The sequence below is a fragment of the uncultured Methanospirillum sp. genome (assembly GCF_963668415.2).
GTDB lineage: Archaea > Halobacteriota > Methanomicrobia > Methanomicrobiales > Methanospirillaceae > Methanospirillum.
Genome location: NZ_CAXXDL010000001.1, coordinates 3,448,203 through 3,467,233, shown reverse-complemented (window position 1 = coordinate 3,467,233; position 19,031 = coordinate 3,448,203). Strand labels below are relative to the sequence as shown.

12 protein-coding genes are annotated in these 19,031 nt (G+C 39.3%); 7 read left to right on the top strand and 5 right to left on the bottom strand.

All coding sequences use genetic code 11. The annotated features are described in order from the left end of the window. Window positions 1-36 precede the first annotated feature (36 nt). Entirely contained in the window at window positions 37-699 is a 663-nt protein-coding gene (locus ACHZA2_RS16350; protein ID WP_319580582.1) for a nitroreductase family protein, read from the bottom strand. 333 nt (window positions 700-1,032) lie between these two features. Beyond that, complete coding sequence (locus ACHZA2_RS16345; protein WP_319580581.1) at window positions 1,033-1,848, bottom strand: winged helix-turn-helix domain-containing protein; 816 nt, start codon at window positions 1,846-1,848, stop codon at window positions 1,033-1,035. Window positions 1,849-1,974: 126 nt separating this feature from the next. On the opposite strand from ACHZA2_RS16345, the gene ACHZA2_RS16340 reads away from it, so the two are divergent. Further along, a complete protein-coding gene (locus ACHZA2_RS16340; RefSeq protein ID WP_319580580.1) occupies window positions 1,975-2,541 on the top strand; it encodes a flavin reductase family protein in 567 nt (188 codons plus the stop codon). Window positions 2,542-2,577: 36 nt separating this feature from the next. Continuing rightward, window positions 2,578-3,261 carry a 4Fe-4S binding protein gene (locus tag ACHZA2_RS16335; RefSeq protein ID WP_319580579.1) on the top strand — a complete coding sequence of 228 codons (684 nt, stop codon included), beginning with the start codon at window positions 2,578-2,580 and terminating at the stop codon, window positions 3,259-3,261. Window positions 3,262-3,332: 71 nt separating this feature from the next. Here the strand turns inward: ACHZA2_RS16335 and ACHZA2_RS16330 are convergent, their stop codons facing one another. The 3 genes from ACHZA2_RS16330 to ACHZA2_RS16320 all read right to left on the bottom strand — a co-directional run bounded on the left by ACHZA2_RS16330 (window position 3,333) and on the right by ACHZA2_RS16320 (window position 10,182). Continuing rightward, the gene (locus ACHZA2_RS16330; protein ID WP_319580578.1) at window positions 3,333-3,956 is read right to left on the bottom strand and encodes a hypothetical protein; all 624 of its coding nucleotides are present in this window, start codon (window positions 3,954-3,956) and stop codon (window positions 3,333-3,335) included. A 503-nt stretch (window positions 3,957-4,459) separates the two neighbouring features. Continuing rightward, on the bottom strand, window positions 4,460-6,358 hold the full coding sequence (locus ACHZA2_RS16325; protein WP_319580577.1) for a beta-propeller domain-containing protein: 1,899 nt from the start codon (window positions 6,356-6,358) through the stop codon (window positions 4,460-4,462). 665 nt (window positions 6,359-7,023) lie between these two features. Continuing rightward, entirely contained in the window at window positions 7,024-10,182 is a 3,159-nt protein-coding gene (locus tag ACHZA2_RS16320; protein WP_319580576.1) for a PAS domain S-box protein, read from the bottom strand. A 674-nt stretch (window positions 10,183-10,856) separates the two neighbouring features. On the opposite strand from ACHZA2_RS16320, the gene ACHZA2_RS16315 reads away from it, so the two are divergent. The 5 genes from ACHZA2_RS16315 (at window position 10,857) to ACHZA2_RS16295 (ending at window position 18,970) form a co-directional block, all read left to right on the top strand. Further along, window positions 10,857-11,378 carry a V4R domain-containing protein gene (locus tag ACHZA2_RS16315; protein ID WP_319580575.1) on the top strand — a complete coding sequence of 174 codons (522 nt, stop codon included), beginning with the start codon at window positions 10,857-10,859 and terminating at the stop codon, window positions 11,376-11,378. Between the two features lie 11 nt (window positions 11,379-11,389). Further along, window positions 11,390-12,865 carry a histidine kinase dimerization/phosphoacceptor domain -containing protein gene (locus ACHZA2_RS16310; RefSeq protein ID WP_319580574.1) on the top strand — a complete coding sequence of 492 codons (1,476 nt, stop codon included), beginning with the start codon at window positions 11,390-11,392 and terminating at the stop codon, window positions 12,863-12,865. Further along, on the top strand, window positions 12,862-13,878 hold the full coding sequence (locus ACHZA2_RS16305; RefSeq protein WP_319580573.1) for a response regulator: 1,017 nt from the start codon (window positions 12,862-12,864) through the stop codon (window positions 13,876-13,878). The genes ACHZA2_RS16310 and ACHZA2_RS16305 overlap by 4 nt, the downstream gene beginning before the upstream one ends. 136 nt (window positions 13,879-14,014) lie before the next feature. Next, window positions 14,015-16,189, top strand: coding sequence for a histidine kinase N-terminal 7TM domain-containing protein (locus tag ACHZA2_RS16300; RefSeq protein ID WP_319580572.1), 2,175 nt, complete (start codon window positions 14,015-14,017; stop codon window positions 16,187-16,189). Window positions 16,190-16,378: 189 nt separating this feature from the next. After that, window positions 16,379-18,970, top strand: a complete 2,592-nt coding sequence (locus ACHZA2_RS16295) for a PAS domain S-box protein (protein WP_319580571.1) — start codon at window positions 16,379-16,381, stop codon at window positions 18,968-18,970. The last annotated feature ends 61 nt before the right edge of the window (window positions 18,971-19,031 follow it).

Below are 19,031 nucleotides of genomic sequence, written 5' to 3'. Positions count from 1 at the left end.
ATGAGGGCCCGACAAAAAAAGAATGAGATATCGTTCTCAGGGGATCCAGGTTGTAACATCTCTGGCATCCGGTCTGACAGATTCTGGCAGTTTTTCTGCCGGATATCCAATCGCACACCCATTCAGTTCCCAGACTCCGGGCCAAATGTCCAGAAACTCACAGAAATCATCTAATGTTTCCATCTGTGACGTGATCGAGACGAGCTGAAATCCAAGACCGAGGGCGGTTGCCTTCAGCCACATATTCTCAAGGCAATGAGCAAGCGAGGCCTGCTGAACAGGGGGGAACCCCTTCTTCTCAGCGACCACCAGGTAGACCGGTGCCGTTCCAATTCCCGGGACCGTTCCCATCTTTTTGATCATCGAGATGCGTTTGATAAAACTGCCAGCTTTCTCTGCAAATTCTTCGTTACTTGCAGCAGCCTTCTCCAGTTCTTTGGACATCTCCTGCACCTCACGAAAGAGCATTGGCTTGATAACAGTCATTATCTCAGACTCTTTCCTGATCACGATGAACTTCCTGATATCATCTGCACCTTTTGCTGCAGCACTGGCATAAGGAGCATGAAGTCCTGCAGAGATGATACTCAGAATAGTCTCATCAGAAACCGGCTCATCGGTAAAACTCCGATGAGTCCGGCGTTCGGCAATAATTTCGTCAAATATTCTGTTTCTGGTTTCAAGATCTACCGAGTTCATTTCCTGTCACATAGATAGGAGGTCAGACAGGTAAAGTCATTGCATCGATTCATCAAAACCATGATCAGGTTTTCTGTAGATGATCGATGTGTAACCATCTGGGATAACAATAGTTCGAGAAAAATACATCAGGTGTTATTGTTGTCATGAGTTGTGTGACAGCCATGCAATATCGCTGAAAAGAAGGTTGATGGGATAGTTTGGCATTCATGGTGAGAAAAAAGGAACGAAAAGGTCATACACCTTTCTTTTCTTCACTCTATCCAGCCCCTGTCAATAGCGAAAAAAACCATATCGTTTCAAACTCCATCAGATCTTTGAAATTAACGAGCCTTATTCCCGAACCGGAAGATTTCCATTCTGTGAATACAGTTGTTTTACAAGATCCATAATGCCAAGACCCTTATCGGTGATAGAATAATTTTTTCCGCTTTCTGTCTTCACAACAAAACCTGCTTCGATGAGTTTCGTTACATGGTATAGCAGGTGACCGCCATTTGAACCGGTAAGAGAACCTAGTTCTTTAAAGCTCATACTACCGGTAGACAGAGCCTGTAACATAGCAAACCGGTGTTTATGTGAGAGTGGCTCAACAAGTTTTGATATGACAATCTCTCCGGGAAGATCCGAGACAAAGTGGTTAATTCTTGGTTTTACCAGTGATTCCCGGCTCTCCTTGATGAGTCCCAGGGTCATTTTGATCTGTTCTTTTTCATTCAGGTATGCAGAAAAACAGGTATTACATGGTTCTTTTGAGAGAAACGGGGCTTTTTTTATAAGGGTTTTATCGTTGATGGCTTCACGGCCACAAGAAAGAATAATATCAGGATATTGTTCTTTCTGAACTGTTACTTTTAGCCTTGCCAGAAGGAATTCCTTACATTCATTCCGCCTGTTTCTGGTACAAGGATCAAGACACTGGGCTTCCAGGTTGTGTTCTGCATTCTTCAGCATGAGATCCATGAAGATCTTCTCGTACCCATCAATAATCCGCTCACGAAGTACTGATATTCTCTCCTCTATTACAGAGTTCTGAATCTTCTGCATCTCTAGAAGGATTGTTTCAACACCATCCCGATGATCAGCTTTCAGAGTTCTAATATCCTGTTCCAGTTGTATAATCCGCTCCTCTATCTCATCTTTTCGCATCAGTATAGAATTGTAAACCTCAAAGGTATAAAAAAATTACCTGAATATATAATATTTTATATCGAGATACATCTAATTACAGGAAACGCCAGGATATATGAATCATATCCGGAATGTGAGAAAATTATGATGAACAAAGTATCGATTGGAACAAATGCCACGATATGTCCGATGCCAGTCACTCTGATTGGATCGATGGTGAGTGGTAGGCCGAATTTCATGACCGTAGCATTTATCGCACGGATAAACATGGAACCGCCTCTTCTCAGCATGAGCCTTAACAAAAAAAGCGCAACACGTGAGGCAGTTCTTGAAACCGGAGTATTTAGTGTAAATTTCCCGACCGCCGGGATGGTGGATAAGGCTGATTATTGCGGGATTGTATCAGGGAAAAATACCGACAAGTCCGGACTTTTTGATATATTCTATGGAGCCCTCGGAGATGTTCCCATGATTCGTGAATGTCCCCTCTCATTTGAGTGCAAGGTTACTGAATCACATGAGTTCACGAGTCATACATGCATTATCGGAGAGATTGTAGCCACGTATCTGGATGAAAGCTGTTTTACAGATAATAAACCAGATCCTAAAAAGATCAATCCGTTAATGCTTACCATGCCTGATAATCAGTACTGGAATATTGGAAATCCGGTTGGAAAAGCGTGGAATGCCGGCAGAGATCTTGTAACGTGACAGTACATTTAGCCGACACTCAATTAGAGGAAGATAATGAATGAAGAGTATCCTATGGATACACATCTGAAAGGGTATGCAGATAAATACGCCGAGTGGAGGAAGAGTGGAAGTTTTACTTTCTCTTCCCGGATTATTCCAGTCCAGGAGTCTTTTACCTCTACACAATGGGTATTGCCTCAGGAACAGGTATTGAAATTACTCAGAGAAGTCCGGTCCATTGCTCTGACCGATTGTATTTGCCGGACCCATTACCATCGGTGCGACAGACCCCGGGATGTATGTCTGCTTCTGGATGAATTAGCAGACAAAACTGTTGCTTCAGGAAAAGCCCTGAAAATTTCCATGGACGAAGTGTCTGAGAGACTTCGTGAGGCTGACAGATATGGGCTTATACATATGGCCCTGTACATGCCTGGCCATAAGATATATGCACTCTGTAGTTGTTGTGCATGCTGTTGTCATGATCTTCAGTTACTTCTCCAGTATCACCGGGTAGATCTTGTTGCCAGATCGGATTATGTGGCAGACACAGATAGCAGCCGGTGTAATTCCTGTGAACTTTGTATTGAAAGGTGTGTATTTGGTGCAAGAAAAGTCCAGGACGGAGTCTTTGTGTATGATCCTCGTTCATGTCTTGGATGTGGACTCTGTGTTTCTGTCTGTCCGGAGAATGCTACAGGTATGAAAAAAAGGGATATTGAAGATCCAGGGTACTGATCACAGCCTGACCAATACCATGGTAACAGGCATTGCACGTGACTTTTTTTGATATTAAAAAAAAGGTTTTTTTAATCAGTATCTGTTTCATCAGTGTCGTCAGTGATAGTAAATGCGTTCACAAGTATGGAATCTCCAATATCTGAACTTTTTACCATTACAGACCATTTCTTTGAGGCTCCACCGGGATATCCAACTTTATCGTCTGGGATTTTTAATTTGCAGACAACCAGTGTTGAATTGGAAGTAACATCTTTGCATGGAATTTCTATAGAATCAGAAATAAGTTTTACTTCCCTCACCAATTCAAAATTTAGACCAGTTACATTGAAGTCAATCTCTTTACCACGTTTTGCCTGAGTCGGATTAATACTGCGAATTACCGGAACTGCAGAGACGTTTCCTCCGGCTCCTCCAGCAGCCTTACTGCCAAAATAGAAACCCGCCACTGCAACAACCAACGTACTTACGGTGGTGATGATCTGTTTCGCAATGTCTTCTCCAGCCCTGCTCTTCTCCATTGTTCGCCCTACATTGAAAAGAGTCGTATTACTCAGTACGAGAGAACGCTGAATATAGACGATCTCATCTTCCGGGATGAGATCAAGTTGGTCCTGGGTGATATTTGTACAATTATACACTGCAGGACCACTATGTTTTTCAACCTCCTCATACAGGAGGATTGAACTAGTCATGAAGATGAGAATGAGGCTTAATGCAATGACTGCTCGAATACTCCCCTCTGGGAGACCCAGAGATTGTGAGCGATCTGACAGACCAAGATATTTGAAGATAACAGCTGTGAAGGTCAGAAACACAAGAAGTAAGATAACACTGAGAACCAATAGAATCGAGAGATAAAACTCAGCTCCTCCCGCGTTCTCAATGTAAAAAAACGATACGCATACGCAACTAATGCTGTTAACGTCAGTAAAACAACTAAAATTATCGCTCCCCATAGAGGGAAGTCATGCCTCTCCAACATGGTTGTACCACAACCATACAACGAATGTATAAGTATATAATGAATAGTTTGGATCGTTTAACTTACAATATAAACAGATTAAGCGGAATATATGACACGTATTCTTTTACTACAAAAGAAACCGATTATGGTAAATATAACAGGGCTCTAAAAAAGGTGCGAGAGTATGTGGATCTCATCCAGACTGCCCCGGATTAGTCCCACATCTCCTCATTACAGTGTGATGTTTACTATCTGTCGTGAAAGATCATTGATATCAGTAGCCATAATATTCTGATGAGAGATCGTATACAGGATTGAATCCATCAGAAGGGATCGCTTCACTGCAGAAGCCTGTTCAGGATAATTATTCAGGTTACTCGTTTCCTTTGTTATCCTTCCTTTTTCAGTGAACCCGTTCTTTAGATCTATCCCATACACGTACGTCCCCTGCCAGATCGATGGAATATATGACCCATTATACTGGCTTCCCGGTGTCGGAGTATTTGTTATCTCCTTAATGGGAATAGCCATCACATTTTTGCTCTGATCCAGCAGGAACGCCCGATGATCACGCAGCACTTCTGAATCAGAACCTTTCTCTCCGATAATAACATGACCTACCTCCCGGGGGTCTGTAAGATTTGATACATCGAATAATGCAATCTTTATCCCGGTTGCAGAGACTCCCCACTGATTCGGAGTGGTATCTTTTCCGATTCCAATCAGATGGGTTTTATCATATGGATGAAGGTAATCAGAGTATCCCGGAATCTTGAGTTCTCCTAAAATCCCCGGATGTTTAGGATTTGAGAGGTCTATTACAAAGAGCGGGTCCATCGTTTTGAACGTGACCAGGTATAACAGGTCGCCCATAAACCGTGCTGAATAGATCTTCTCGCCTGATGCCAGATGATCCAGACTGCCGATCACGACCATACCAGGATCAAGAACATACACACCATTCGAACGCCCGCCCTTAGCAGCAGGTTCGTCTATTGTGGTCGCAACCCGGAGGTTTCCTTCATATTCATCAAGAGAGAACTGGTTGAGAAGATATCCGGGGAATGTCCCGGTTGCTTTGTATGAGATCTTCCCATCCCTGATACCAAACCGGTGTACTACTGAATCCTTATAGGTTGGCAATGAGCCAGGATTGTTTCCCTGATTTTTGTAGGCGATGTATACATTTCCCGGTGAAACGTAGAGCGTGCTATCCTTACCCAGGAGGAATGATTCTGCAGTGGGCTGTGCGTCATTATGTATGTTGAATGATGAAAGGGAGTAAAATACATAATTTTCAGGAGGAACCTGGGGAGCCCGGATATTTCGTATGGCAATCTCCTTTTTCCCATCATAGAGGACCGGCATATGGTAATCTCCGGCAGTCCTGCTCTCCTGGTTGAGAACATAGATGTCACCATCAATCATCCGTGCATTCTGGTATCTTCCCGGAATACTGATGTCACGCAATATCTCCGGATGAGCACGGTCAAGTATCGAGTAGACAAGTGCATGGGTCTGATATTCTGAACTTGGAACAGGAGCAACTGATCCAGCAGGTTTTATCCAGCCCTGACCATTCTTCCCGGTAAAGATGACCAGACGATCTCCGTTCAGGAAAATATCAGATACATCGCCTTCTACCGGGATCTGTGAAACGATTCTGGCATTTTGCGGTGGATATGCATCAACAATCGTCAGATTTTTGTTACTGATGATGTAGATATACTTTCCATCATTTTTGATAAAATCAGGTTCATCTACTCCGGTAACCTGGATATTTGTGGTGGAGTATGTTGATGCCACATCAGTTACTAATCCGGACGGGGAGTAGGCAGTTGCCTTTTGTAAAGTGAATACCTGGTTTTCTGGCATCATTGCGGGAAGATGTGATCCTCCATTCGTAAGGGGTGCGGATACTGCTTGAGATTCGATATTGTAAAGCCCTTTTCCCAAATCCGTTGAGGCAAAATCAAAATTTTTTCTTTCTGAATTTAACGCTTTTTCTTTAGCCAGTTTCTCTTCGTTTGCCCGGGTCTGATTTAAGAAATACAGTTCCAGACCTTCAGCAGAACTGATCTTCTTTAGAGCCAGAGGATTATCTTCGTTATCACCTAAAAACGGAATCATACCGATCAGATTAGAAATAACGGAATTATCCCTGCTTACCGCGGTTTGAGGTGTAACTGTTTGAGTACTGTTTACGGGTGAACCTGAAGGTATCGTTAGACCTGAAATTCCATTCGGTACAGTGTACTCTTCAGGTTGCAAATTGGGTATACGGTCTGCAGAGACACTGCAGATCATTACCAGGAGCATACATACCCCTATTTTTAAAATTAAATTCATTTGAGTCATAGTATCTTCCTGTTCTTCAGAGACTCAGAATTACTTTTACTACTTCTTACCCAAGAGGGCAATATGTTTCCGGGCTAAGAACTGAGGCAAACGAAAAGGTCAAACCCAATTTTATCTTAGTACATTGATTAATATTCAGATCTCATCGGCTAAGGTAAGGTGTATCACTACCTTAACCGATGACATCTGAAAGATATTTGAAAAAGCCTGGCTTAATCTATACAGATCTGTCTTAGCAAAGAACATGGGACCAAACCGGACCAATTAATATGGGTTTATCAGGAGTCTCCAGAGATGATTGACCGATTCGTTACCTAACAGGCAAATTTATCTGCGATTTATGATATCCGGTCACCGGGATCACCAATCTGATAATGACCAGGATGGGATCCTACTAATAGAAGAGTCTGATGGGTACAATGTACAATTTTATCGGTTCAAATATACTGAAACATCCCTTTCGGGAATGTCAGTTCAAACCTGGCACCGGTACCATATGTTCCGGTCTCATGAATTGTTATACCGGTAAGTGAAAGGATCTCACGGACAAGAAACAGCCCAAACCCGGTATTTTTTCCAAAACCTAATTCAAATATCTTCTCCTTAAGATCTGCAGGTATTCCAATCCCGTTATCCTCCCATACGATAATCAGGTTTTCATTATCCACATGTGATCCTACCCTGATGGTTGTGACAACCTGACCATGGCGAATCGAATTATCAAGGAGATTAAAAAATATCTTCCCGAGCATCTGATCCGCGTATACTCTGATTCCATTCAGATTATTTTTTAAGTGAATTTCCGGAGGAACATGTTCCAGCGGTATACAGGAGGTGAGATCAAACCACTGGGCTGTGTGAGAGCTCATATCCTGATAAAACCGTGAAAATTCAATCTGGGTTTTTATTGTATTCGCAGCGATCCTCATCTTCTGAACATACTCAATCAATCCCGGGTCTGAGTAATCCATCTGGATTATTTCAAGAGAACCCTGGATCACCATAATCATATTCAGAATATCATGGCGTGTTATACTTGAGAGAAGGTTCAACTGCTTATTTTTCCGCAGGATAGCATCTTCCATCTGTTTACGTGTGGTAATATCCCTGAGCGAGAGTAGTATTGCCGGTGAATCGTGAAACGTTATCTCTTTTCCTATCCCTTCTATCCATATCTTTTGCCCTGATGATGTTACAGCCTGATAATCTACAGTATATGGCTCTATCACCTCTGCAACATGACTGATCTCATAGATTACACGATCCCTGGACTCCGGGGATATAAATTCAAGGACATTCTGGCTCCCTGATTCAATGAGCTTCTGAATATCCAGATCAAAAATCCTGCCTGCAGCCTGGTTTCCAAACAAGAGTATTCCATTCTTGTCTATGATGATAATCCCATCAAGTGACAGATCTACAAGCATTCTGAATTTTTCTTCACTCTCTCTAAGAGCATCTTCAATCTGTGAACGTTCGATCTCTGCTGCTGCCTTTCCAGCGATGATATCCATGACCTCTCTGATACCTTCGGGTGGATCAAGAGGTTTTCTGGATAGTACACAGAGAACTCCTATTGGTTTTCCCTCGTAATTCCTAATTGGTGTTCCACAATATCCTCTGAATTGAAACTGTTTCAAAATGTTTGCACCAGGAAACGTTTTGATAACATTATCAGTGCACATGTGAAATTCCTGCTCACAGGTTTTTTCGCAGGGTGTTCCAGGAAGTGAATAATATCCGTCAGAAATTTCTTTTCCATCAAGTATCATTGATATTGCATGTACTCCTGAATGATCCGGATTTAATTTCCCGAAAATTACACAATCAGCATGAAGCCAGGAACGAAGAATTTCTGAGATATTACGTATAGCAGAGAGACCGGTTTTACGAACAAGAGTTCCCACCAGTTTCTGAAAATCAGATTCAGTTGCCTTGCGTTTGGTAATATTTTCACTCACACCGTAATAACCAGAGATTCTTCCTCTTTTATCGTATGCGGGTGTACTACTGATGTTGAGAACAACAGTGTTTCCATTTTTGTGCTTGAACAGATAGACATGGTCCTTTATAGGACCAAAATTTGAAAACGCGATTATTGAATCGTTACAAGGATCATCCCGGGATGCGGGATCGAGGAGATTATAGAAATGAACTTTTCCCACGAGTTCATCAGGCTTGTACCCCAGTATTTGTTCGACAACAGAGTTTGAATACCGGTATATTCCTTCAGAATCAATCTCCCAGATCCATGAACCAGCATTCTCACAAACCGCTTGAAACCGCATCTCATTTGTCTTGAGAGCTTCATCAGAAAGAAGGCGATCTGTAATATCGCGTACGGTAATGAGCAATGCAGATGTGCTATTATACGTATGAATTCTCCCCATACTCTCAATGAAGGCCTCTTTTCCGGTACGGGTAATTATTTTATGATGGGAATACAGGGGTTTACTTTTCTTTCCTACCTGTACATACCGTAATCGAACTTCTTCACGAGACTCTTCGGAAATAAACTCAAGAACATTCCTTCCAATGACTTCAGAACTATCTTCAAATTCAACCATTCTGACAGTCGCCTTATTCGCAAACAGAATCACACCCTGAAGGTCTGTGAGGAGAATACCTTCATGGCAACAATCGACAAGAAATTTAAATTTCTGTTCACTTGCCAGCACACCCTCATCTCTCATCCGCATTTCAACGGTATCTTCCGTGATTCCTTCTTCTGCAGAAGTCGGTTGCTCATCTGTTGAGTGAATACGATCGGTATGCTGGATAACTTCACTCACATTCTGATTCTGTTGAGTAATTTCTACGAAGGTGGTCAAAAGAAAGGGGGAATGATTGCTGGTAATCGGAGTTGTGGTAATAAGAACCTCAATCTGATCACCCCTCTTCCCAGTCAGGGTTGCCGGTATATCAGTAATACATGACTTCTCCTGACAAATTTCTTTAAACCAATGGATTTGATAATCAGAAAAGAATCCTAGTTCACCAAAGGTTTTCCCGATGACTTCATCCTCGGTGCAACCAGTCATAGAGAGAAATGAAGAGTTGACGGTTTGAATGCGAGCGTTAATGCAGGATATTGTTGTAATCGGAACCGGACTTGATTCGAAGATGGTCCGAAACATCTCTTCACGTTCCATGAGGGCCTGTTCGGCATGAAGGCGATCATATTCGGCCTGTTTCTTTTGTATTGCTTTTACTAATTGATTCGCCAACTCCGCAAATTGTACGGTTGGATCACCCCCTTTTTGTAGATAAAAATCAGCTCCTGCATTGAGGGCTTCAATAACAACCTCTTCACGTCCTCTTCCTGTTAACAAAATAAATGGGAGATCCTGGTATTGGAATCGAATTTCCTGTAACAATTCGATACCATCCATTTCAGGCATTTGAAAATCTGATACGATCGCATCATAAGGATCTAATCTCAAATGTACAAGTGCTTCTTTTGCAGATTGGACAGTAGTAACGGTAAACCCCCATCTTCTCTCCAGGTATAGTTTCCCGATCTCAAGGAGAGATGGCTCATCATCTACATAGAGAATGTGATACGGATTCTCGTTATGATTTATTCGGATTGACATACCTTCAACGTATTATTAGGAGAGGTCAGGCAGAGGAACCAAATCGGCTAATTTCTTACAATTATTCAATCTCATTAAATGCATACTCGATTCACTACAATACCGATACTATCAATGCATGATTCTGATTAAATGCCAATCTTAAAATTCTGATGGGCATATATATTCTAGAAAATTCTGAATACCACCATTATGAATATTCTAACAACCCTGTCACAGGTTATAGATTTTTTAATCTATGGCGGATAAACTGGTGGTTACTGGCGCCGATAACTTTTTCATATCAAATATCCAGATTGTGATCATTTCAGAAGCAATCTTCCTGCAATTATTATATATCAAATAATTTCACAATGAATACCCGATTTCGAAAGATGACGTATTCAGGATCTGAAGTTATCATAAAAGAGTCTGAATACCAAAATTTATCCAAATATGTGGGAAAACATTATCGGGTTATGACATATTTATTGGCGCCAATAAAGTCATCTTCATATTTTCCCGGCTTCATATGTAAGCTAACAGTTTATCTATCTCAAAAAGGTAGAAAATGGGTATGCCACAATTATTCGTGTATCTACTAAGATGAACTGTATTATAGTTTTAATATGATGACAGATGTAAGAATACTCTGGTAGATAAAACTCCCACCCGTAATTCAGGTGACCAACAATATGGATCAAAGAGACAAATTTACATTTACATGGGATCTCATTGGAGATCCAACAGAAGGAAGGCCGAATTTAGGTCCTCTTGTTCCTCTAGAAGTATACAGGCTCATGCAATACTGTTTGCGTGAGGTCATAGAGGATAAACTGGGTGTTAAGCAGGGTGAATCTGTTATTTATGAAGCTGGGAAAAAGGCAGGAGTTAGTTTTTACCATCATGTCCTGCCACCCACTACAGATCATCAGGAGTTCATCCGGGCCCTCCAGGATACATTAAAAGAATTAAAAGTTGGAATATTCCGGATTGAACAAGGTGATCTGGATGGGAATTTAATTACTGCTTCAGTATCTGAAGATCTCGACTGTTCAGGATTGCCTGAACTCGGGTATGGAGTCTGTACGTATGACGAAGGATTTCTTGCAGGTATCTTTGAACAATATACAGGAAAAAAATGTCAGGTGCGGGAGATCGACTGCTGGTGTACAGGCGAGAGAACGTGTCGGTTCAGCATTGAATTACATTCATAGTTAGCAAAAGAATGATAGTACCTAAAAAAAATAATGTCTCAACTATTGCTGAAGACGGGGCATCTGAATCAGATCTAACACAGGCTCTTACACTCATCACGTCATTCATTCAGACAAAAGGAAAAATACCTGATCTCCTCCCGGGAACACAGGAGGAACAGGAATTACTCATATCAATCCTCGTCACATTAAAAAGTTCACAACATCATTTACTCGAAATATCAGAAGGGAAACTTGATTCCAATATTGAATTACGAGGCACTTTTGGTGGAGCATTAAAACATCTCCAATCAAATTTACGACATCTGACCTGGAAAACTCAGGCAATAGCGAAGGGAGACTTTAGTCAGAAAGTCGATTTTCTTCATGATTTCTCGATCGCATTTAACTCTATGGTCAAGGACTTAGAAGATGCAAAGAAGGCACTTCTACAAAAAACTGATGAGATCCAGGCGGTAAATAGGTCGTTATCTATAAGCACAGAACAATACAAATCCCTGATACTTACCTCACCAATCTCAATATGTATTGTTCATAATGGAGTTGTAATCCTTGCAAATCATGCATTTAGTAAAATGCTCCATATTTCCTCTCTTAAAATGATTGAACCCAACACATTTATTCGATATATTCATCCAGATCAAAGAGATCATTTTTCTGAGCAAATATCCCTGTCCTCTGAACCGGGAGTGAACTGGAATCAATTTGAAGAGGAGATGGTCTGTGAAGATGGAACTACAATCAATACAGAATTTGTTGCAACAGATATTATTTTTGAGAATAACCCCTCAACACTCTTTTTTATTTATGATATTACGACAAGAAAAAAGCATGAATTACAGATCCTGAGTTCACTTCAGGAAAAAGAGATTCTGCTCAAAGAGGTGTATCACAGGGTAAAAAATAATCTGCAGATAATATGGTCTCTCCTCTCAATACAATCACGACAGGTAAAAGACGAAACAGTTAAAGAGTATTTTATTGAATGCCAGAATCGCATAAAATCTCTTGCATTGCTCCATGAAACCCTGTATCGGACCGATAATCTCCGGGATATAAATTATGGGGAGTATCTCACTCATATCACAACCAATTTAATAAAAACGTACAATATCAACTCTGAAGAGATCTCATTAGAAATAGAAGCCTTTGAAACGACAATTCCACTCTCTCTTGCTGTTCCCTGCAGTCTCATAGTCAATGAGATGGTAACAAACTCATTAAAGTATGCTTTTAATCAAACAGGAAAAGGAACAATCAAGATACTATTCACATACAACCTAGCAACCAAAACATATCATCTTGATTACCGTGATTCAGGCCCGGGATTTCCTGATGAGATAAACCCACAACAGACAAAATCACTCGGAATGCAGTTAATCTATGGGCTGACCAAACAACTTAAAGGAACTATTTTTCAGCAGAACGATAATGGTGTCCATTTTACTATCGAATTTCCTTTAGGTTCAGATCAGGATGAAATATGAACGATGAACGAAAGAAGATCCTTATTGTAGAGGATGAATTTATCACCGCTATGGATTTGGCTGAAAATCTTGAATTTATGGGATTTTCAGTAGCTGCTACTACCGATACAGCAGAAGAAGTCTTATCTCTGGCTCTGGAACATAGCCCAGACCTCATTCTCATGGATATCAATCTAAAGGGAGAGATGACTGGAATTGAGGCATCAAATCTTATAAAAAATAACCTGGATATTCCAATAATTTTTTTAACAGGACAATCGGATGATGTCACCATCTCAAAGGCCATAGAATCCGAACCTTTTGGATATCTTATAAAACCTTTTGATGATCGAAGTCTTAAAACCTCAATTGCGATGGCCTTGTACAAACATTCGGTTGAACAAAAAATTAAATCGAGTGAATTGAGATATCGCACTATTGCTGAATCTTCAGACAATCTTATTGCCATTCTGGATGCAGATTTTAAGTTTGAATATATCAATAATGCAGGTTTGTCATTGTTACAGACAATACCAGACAGGGTTATCGGATCATCGATATCAGATTACATATCATCTCCTTTTGCGGATGAGATTGTTCAGGAGATACATACTGTCATTCAATTGAATGAAAAAAGACACGTACAAGGACAATTAGTAATCAAAGATCAGGAGATGTGGATAGATTCTACCCTCATACCTCTGAATCCAGATTGTAGTGATCACAGTCAGATTCTCTGGATAGCAAATGATATCACAGATTCCATTCGCCTTCAAAATAAGCTAAACGAAGAGGGCATAATCCAAATCGAAAAAAATATGGAGCAATTCCAGATCTTAAACGATGAAATCAGGAACCCACTGTCCATTATTGCTACCTGTGTCTCACTTGATGAACCTCCATCAGGACCGCAAATACTCAAAGCTGTGAAGAGAATTGATGATATTGTAACACAACTGGACAAAGGATGGATCATCTCAAATAAGGTCAGAACATTTCTACTTCGTCATTATCAACATGGAAAGTTGTTGTAATAACGATTATCCTTCAAATTATATTTTTTACTAAAAAAAGTTTACAATCTGAAAGGGAAAACAAGAGAGAAATTCAGATCAGGGAAAGGCAAAAAGATCTATTCTATTCGTGAGATATAAACCGGACAACTAATTCATGAATTATTCGATAGTATTTACCGGACTTTCCCTATTTACTGGAATGCTCATACTGAGCCTTCTCGTTGGTACACTCAGAGGATCAAGAGACAATTATACAGCGATCTCACTATTTTCATCTTTGGCATTGTATTGTTTCGGATATGCTCTTGAACTGCAATGTTTTTTCCTTCCTGTTACTCTTCAGATCATCGGAATAGAATACATAGGTATCGTCCTTGCCCCTGTTTCTGTATTTATCCTTGTAGTAAAATATATTGGAACATCTACCCGGACAATCAGAAGAATGCTCCCATCTCTTCTCATGATTCCGGTAATTACCCTGGCAATCATCTGGAGCCCATTCATAATCCCCTGGTTTTATGAACAGGCATGGATGAACACCACATCGATTCTTCCAGGTTTTGAGATGAAACCAGGTATCTGGTGGTTTGTAATCTCCTTTTGGAATGTTTCATTACTTACTGCCAGTCTGGGTATCCTGATTAAAAAAATTATTACAAATCAGGATACTAATCAAAAGTTATCGATTCTGATCTGTATTGGAGTAATAGCTCCATTGTTGAGCATTTTTTTAAATTTTTATCTTCGAAATAGTATACCAATAGATACCACTCCCTTTTCTCTTCTAATTACGGGAATCACAATTTATCCAGCCATAAATAAATATAATTTTTTGAATCTTGTTCCGGTAGCATATGCAACAGTATTTAATACTCTCGGTTCAGGGCTTATCGTTCTAGATAGTCAGGGAAGAATTCGTGAGATTAACAGAGAAGCAGAAAAAATCTTTTCTGTTTCCAAAGCAGGAGTGATGGGAACAAAAATACAGACTAGTCTTCCAATGGGCGATTTTCTGTATAAAATGATAGATCATTCATCTGAAAAGAAAGAGGAGATAGCACTATCAATATCAGGAAAAATTGAATTTTATCTCGTCGATGTAATTCCTTTTGATCAAGGCAATGTTAAACAAAGTGGAAGCATTCTTATGGTATCCTGTATTTCGGAATGGAAAGCCAAGGAAGATAAGTTGATTGAATATACAGGGATTATCGAGATCCGAAATTCAGAACTCAATGATGCATATAAAGAACTTAAAATAAAACAGAATGCTCTGAAGGAGAGCGAAAAATCTCTTAAAAAAGCTCATGAAATTGCAGGACTTGGAATATATGAATGGAATATCGCTACAAACCAGATATTTGTTTCAGATGAACTATTACACATATTTGGACTCAATCAAAACAATAGAACGCCATCATTGTCTGATCTCCTCAAATTAGTAAAAGACTCAAATTTTGACCTGGTATCAGCATCTTTTGATTCATTACTCAAATCTGGGACTCCTTTTACCATCGAATTCTGGATAACCCGGATAGATGGAACCCAATGTGCACTTTTAGGGAAAGGAGAAATTAACCATGATGATGTGATCGGAGAGAGAGCCATCACGTTCATTTTTCAGGATATTACTGAAAGAAAACTGATGGAAGAAAAGATTCATGAGGCGTACCTTGAAAAGGAGATCTTACTTACAGAGATTCATCACCGGGTGAAGAATAACATGCAGATCATCTCTTCACTCCTCTCTATGCAGTCACGAACCATTAAAGATCCAGAAATCCAGATGATATTTAAAGAGACCCAGGCCCGAGTTCGATCCCTGGCTCTCGTACATGAGCAACTGTATCAGTCCACAAATCTCAATAAAATTAATTATCGCGAATATATTCAAAAAATATCGAAATATTTTATGCAATCTCATGAAATTACGAAAGGATCAGTTACATGTAATCTTGTTTGCCCGGATGTAGATCTTACGATAGAGAAAGCAGTACCTTGTAGTTTAATACTTTCTGAATTATTTACAAATTCATTTAAACATGCATTTTGCGACGGCCAAAAAGGAGAGATTACGATCCAGTTTTTATTTAATCCTCTATCTAATCGATATACACTTGATTACCGGGATAATGGTAAAGGATTTACTGATATAACCCAATACAATGAAGGATTCGGATCTATTCTGATTAATGGTCTTGTCAGACAGCTATCTGGACGTGTTTCAGTCGATAGTCTGAATCCCGGAGTTCATTACTCTATCACCTTCCCAGGTATTAATCCGAATACCAGACAAAATCCAGTGAGCATGGAGAGAATACAGAATTAATTTTTTCCCCAGGAATAGATCAATGGATAATGAATATGTAAGCCATAAAAAACCTCTTGTGAGATATAAATATGAAAAAATTACTCGTTTATTTGGCACTTGAAATATCTCATACAAAACTTGAATTTCTAAATTACATCGATACGATCTGATAAGGGCTGATGAATTATTAATCACAGGTGATCTGAAATGCCATCCCAAAGTGATAATCAAAAATCAAAAATACTTGAGATTTTATCTGCGGAAAACAGTTCCATGTCGATCTCAATGATAGCACAGAAATCTGGGATAAACCGGCATACTGTTGCTCGTCACCTGGATATCCTTGAGATGTTTGGAAAAGTTAAAAAGGTCGAGAAGGGTGTCGCAAAAAAGTATATGATCATCGAAGATTTTCCAATATCAGGCCTTATTGATCTGAGTGAAGATCTTATCATTATACTTGATTCAAATTTATATATACAATATCTGAATAATGCCGCTCTCAAATTTTTTAAGTCGACATTAAGTGGTTCAGTAGGAAAAAAAATATCAGACTTATCGCTCCCCTATTTTACAAGAAATTCAATATTAGATGAATTAACGAAGTTCACATTCAAAAAGCCGATTATTCTTGAGATCAAAAATGACGATCAAAGATGGTTTCAGATAACAATTCTTGGATATTCTCTTTTACATGCACCAAACCAAATCGCAATTATCTTTACAGACATTACATTAAAGAAAAAGATTGAGAACGATCTTAAAATTGCTCAGGAAAAGTATTCGATTGCTTTTCAGTCATCGCCTGATGCTATTATTATTAGTGATTTCAAAACAGGGGAGCTTATTGAAGCAAATGAGGCAACCTGCACGATAACGGGTTATACACGTGAAGATCTGATAGGACATACCACCCATGAACTTGGAATCTTTAAAGATCCATCCATTAGAGACAGGATAATACAGAATCATAAAACCTCTGGTTTAAATAGTCGATTCGAAACAGAAATAGTTAAAAAAAGCGGTGAAACAGCATATATCTCGATAGTAGTCAACAAAATTAATATCGGAGAGCAGATGTGCCTCCTTTCCTCAGCTCGTGATATAACCGAAAAGAAAGAAGCCGAATTAAAGATTCAGAAAAGCGAAGAACTGTATCGGCTCCTTGCTGATAATACCCAGGATGTAATCTGGATTCTGGATATAACGACACAACGCTTTACCTATGTCAGTCCATCAGTGTACCGGTTGCGGGGGTATACACCTGAAGAGGTACTAACACAGCCCATGCAGGAGGTTATGACAAAGGAATCATATGAAAAAATTACTAATAAAGTCCCTCAAATTATTCAGGATTTAAAAAACGGGATAATTAGTCCATATAATACTTCCAGAGTTGATCAGATACGAAAAGATGGAACGATAGTTCCAACTGAAGTAGTAACCAGTTTTCTTCGTGATTCTACTGGAAAATATTCTCACGTATTAGGAGTATCACGGGACATATCGGTTCGATTAACAATAGAAGAAAAATTAAAACAGAGCGAGAGCCAGTACAAATTTTTAGCTGAATCAATAAAAGATGTGGTCTGGATTGTAGACCCTGTTAGTCTGATATTAAAATATGTGAGTCCATCAGTTTTAGGATTACTTGGATATTCACCAGAAGAACTCATATCAGGTGGGTTTGAAATAATCATTCCATCAGTTATTCTTGATAATGTAACCCAGACAATCAGGGAAAGATATCATCATTTTGTTCATCAAACTCAAGAAAGATCATTTTTTACTGAAGAAATTCAGACACTGACCAAATCAGGAGATAAAATATGGGTGGAAATTTCATCTCAATTTTCTCTCAATCCAACTTCAAGTGAAGTTCAGTTAGTCGGAATTATCAGAGATATTTCTGAGAAAAAGATGTTTCATGAGGAACTTCTTGAGAGCGAAGCAAAATACCGGCTTGTATCTGAAAATGTACATGATCTCATCTGGATGATTTCTGCAGAGACACAAAAAATTTTGTTTGTCAGTCCTTCAATTCAGAATTTCTATGGATTTCTTCCGAATGAAGTCATTGGAAAACCTTTTTCCACAATAATTCCGAAGCCACAATTTGATGCGATAATGAAACGGTTCCACAGAAAAATAACTCTTTTAGAATCTGGCGATGAATCCAAACGATATTCACGATTTGAAATAGAGCATCCTCATCGTGATGGTCATCGGATGATCATTGAGATATCGGCTACACTTATTACGGATTCAACCCGAAAGGTAATTAACATTCTTGGATTGTCTCGTGATATTACTGAAGAAAAAAATAATAAACATGCTCTTCAGAAAAGCGAGGCAATGTTCAAGAGTATTTTTAATGAATCACCAATAAGTCATATTCTCTGTGATCATTATGGGAAGATTATTCAAATTAACCAGGTATTAATGGATGAATTTGGTATACAGGACAATTCAGCACTGGTTGGACAGTGTATTTGGAATATTATTCCATTAACAAATGAAGAACATATTGCGATTCTTTCTGGAAATAAAATCAGTCATGAAATTACTATTTCCTTTGACTATTTGTGGGAAAATGGTTTGATACCCACAAATAAAAGTAGATCTGTAATTTTTGATATGAAAATAACTCCACTTCTGACAATGACTCCTGATGAAGTTGGATATTTAATCCATCTATTAAATATCACAGAAAAGAGAAAGATGGAATTAGAACTTAAAAATACGTATCTTTCACTTCAAAATGCAAATGACACGCATTTGAAAGAAAAACCAGAATAACTCCACTGAATATAATTTCTGAATGGAATCTTTTGCATGAAAAAGTCCTTTTCACCGGTCC

Coding starts and splice junctions, on each gene's coding strand:
- ACHZA2_RS16320 (WP_319580576.1), bottom strand. CDS start 10,182: ATGTCAATCCGAATAAATCATAACGAGAATCCGTATCACATTCTCTAT.
- ACHZA2_RS16310 (WP_319580574.1), top strand. CDS start 11,390: ATGATAGTACCTAAAAAAAATAATGTCTCAACTATTGCTGAAGACGGG.
- ACHZA2_RS16325 (WP_319580577.1), bottom strand. CDS start 6,358: ATGATTCCGTTTTTAGGTGATAACGAAGATAATCCTCTGGCTCTAAAG.
- ACHZA2_RS16340 (WP_319580580.1), top strand. CDS start 1,975: ATGATGAACAAAGTATCGATTGGAACAAATGCCACGATATGTCCGATG.
- ACHZA2_RS16335 (WP_319580579.1), top strand. CDS start 2,578: ATGAATGAAGAGTATCCTATGGATACACATCTGAAAGGGTATGCAGAT.
- ACHZA2_RS16350 (WP_319580582.1), bottom strand. CDS start 699: ATGAACTCGGTAGATCTTGAAACCAGAAACAGAATATTTGACGAAATT.
- ACHZA2_RS16300 (WP_319580572.1), top strand. CDS start 14,015: ATGAATTATTCGATAGTATTTACCGGACTTTCCCTATTTACTGGAATG.
- ACHZA2_RS16315 (WP_319580575.1), top strand. CDS start 10,857: ATGGATCAAAGAGACAAATTTACATTTACATGGGATCTCATTGGAGAT.
- ACHZA2_RS16305 (WP_319580573.1), top strand. CDS start 12,862: ATGAACGATGAACGAAAGAAGATCCTTATTGTAGAGGATGAATTTATC.
- ACHZA2_RS16330 (WP_319580578.1), bottom strand. CDS start 3,956: ATGACTAGTTCAATCCTCCTGTATGAGGAGGTTGAAAAACATAGTGGT.
- ACHZA2_RS16295 (WP_319580571.1), top strand. CDS start 16,379: ATGCCATCCCAAAGTGATAATCAAAAATCAAAAATACTTGAGATTTTA.
- ACHZA2_RS16345 (WP_319580581.1), bottom strand. CDS start 1,848: ATGCGAAAAGATGAGATAGAGGAGCGGATTATACAACTGGAACAGGAT.